Genomic DNA, 1896 nt, shown 5'->3' on the forward strand with positions numbered 1-1896 from the left:
TCGATGCGCGGACCGAGAGGGCCCGCCGCGAGGCGGGCTGCCGACTCGCCGAGCGTGACCGGCGCCCCGTAGGAGGGTTCCGCCACGTCGACGGCCACGACGCGGCCTCGGGGTCCGACCGCCTCGGCGAGGACGGCGGTCATGTCGCCTTGGCCGCAGCCGAGTTCGAGGACGGTCGAGCCCGGCTCGATGTTCCAGCCGTCCACGAGTGCGGCGCGGTGGCGGGTCTGGGACAGCTGGACGTCCGGACAGTGATCGGCGGCGGCCATACCGGCGGCGAGCGAGGGGGCCTTCGCGCGGAGATCGGGGTGCTTCACGAAGTCCTCGGTGGTGGTCGACGGTTGGGTGGGGGCCAATGCTACGAGGCACGCGGGCACCGGCGCCTCCGGGTTTCCGGGTGCTTCGGGCGGAGGCTGACGGCCATCCCCCGCCTGCGGCGGTTCCGGCACCCCCCGCCGGAAGACGGCCCGGCGCGGCAAGTCGGCTGCAAGTGCGTGGCAACCCCGCTCCGGAGACTGGGTCGCATGACCACGAACGAGGTTTCCGACCCCACCGTCCACCCCTACACCCGCGAAATGGCGATGATCCACCGGGTGTTCCGCCGCGAGTCGCGTCTGCTGGCCGAGCTCGTCCAGGACGTCCGGGCCGCCGACACCGCGCGTGCCCGGATCCTCGCCGAGCACTGGCGGCAGTACACCGTCGGCCTGCACGCCCACCACACCGGTGAGGACGAGATGCTCTGGCCGGTCCTCCTCCCCCATCTCGACCTCGACGCCGAGCAGGTCCTCGCGATGGAGGCGCAGCACCGCGAGCTGACCGAGGGGATGGACGAGGTCCAGGTGCACATGGACCGCTGGCAGGCGCGGGCGCTGCCGGCGGACCGCGACGAGCTGGCCGAAGCGCTGCGCAGGCACCACCGGCAGCTGTGCGCCCATCTCGACGAGGAGGAGCGGCAGGTCATGCCGCTGGTCGCGCTCCACGTGGGTGAGGAGGACTGGAAGGCGGTCGGCGAGCGGGGCCTCGCCGAGACGCCCAGGGACCGGCTGATGATCGCCCTGGGGGCCATCCTGGAGGACTGCCCGCCCGAGGAGCGCCGGGAGTTCCTCGCCCGTCTGCCCGTTCCGGCGCGGGTGCTGTGGAAGCTGCTGGGGCAGCGGCAGTACCGGCGCGAGACCCGCCGGATCCGCGGCCGGCACACGACCACCGCGTGAACCGTCCTCCCGTCCGGCAGCGTCCCGTCACTTTCCGTACCTATCGAGGAAACCCCACCGATGCGCATCGGATTCTCCGTCCCCCAGTTCGGCCCGTTCGCCGACCCCGGCCGCTCGGCCGCCATGTGTACGGCCCTGGAGGCGCTGGGCTGCCACAGCCTCTGGGTGGCCGACCGGCTGCTGGCGCCGCTGACCCCGCCCGAGGGCTACCCGGGCGGACCGATGCCGGTCCGCTACGGCACGCACCTCGATCCGCTGCTCGCGCTGGGCGTGGCCGCCGCGGCGACCGAGCGGGTGCGCCTGGGCAGCAGCACGCTCAACGCCCTGTGGCAGCCGCCCCTCGTGCTCGCCCGGGCGCTGACCACCCTCGACCTGATCAGCCGCGGACGTCTGGAGGTGGGGCTCGGGCTGGGCTGGATGCGTGAGGAGTACGAGGCCGCAGCGGTCCCGTGGCGGGGGCGTGGCGCACGGCTGGAGGAGACCCTGGACGTCCTGGAGGCCGTGTGGGGGTCCGGCCCGGTCGCCCACACCGGTCGGCTGTGGACGATCCCGCCCTCGACCGTCCTGCCCAAGCCCCTCCAGAGCCCGAGGCCTCCGCTGCTGCTGGGCGGGTTCACCCCGTTCGCCCTGGAGCGGGTCGGGCGGCGTGCGGACGGCTGGCTCGCGGCCGCGATGCCCCTGCCGT

3 protein-coding genes are annotated in these 1896 nt (G+C 74.0%); 2 read left to right on the plus strand and 1 reads right to left on the minus strand.

From position 1 onward, the window contains the following. The coding region (locus tag VR44_RS15190; RefSeq protein ID WP_169791011.1) for a methyltransferase domain-containing protein at positions 1–317 on the minus strand (317 nt) is incomplete at its 3' end. Between the two features lie 207 nt (positions 318–524). On the opposite strand from VR44_RS15190, the gene VR44_RS15195 reads away from it, so the two are divergent. Beyond that, positions 525–1211, plus strand: a complete 687-nt coding sequence (locus VR44_RS15195; RefSeq protein ID WP_045948016.1) for a hemerythrin domain-containing protein — start codon at positions 525–527, stop codon at positions 1209–1211. Between the two features lie 60 nt (positions 1212–1271). Beyond that, positions 1272–1896 (plus strand): TIGR03619 family F420-dependent LLM class oxidoreductase (locus VR44_RS15200; protein ID WP_045948017.1); only part of this gene is annotated, 625 nt, incomplete at its 3' end.

Source organism: Streptomyces katrae (assembly GCF_000966975.1).
Classification (GTDB): domain Bacteria; phylum Actinomycetota; class Actinomycetes; order Streptomycetales; family Streptomycetaceae; genus Streptomyces; species Streptomyces katrae.

Bases quoted from the DNA above. Each gene is read 5' to 3' on its own strand.
- VR44_RS15195 (WP_045948016.1), top strand. From the start codon at position 525: ATGACCACGAACGAGGTTTCCGACCCCACCGTCCACCCCTACACCCGC.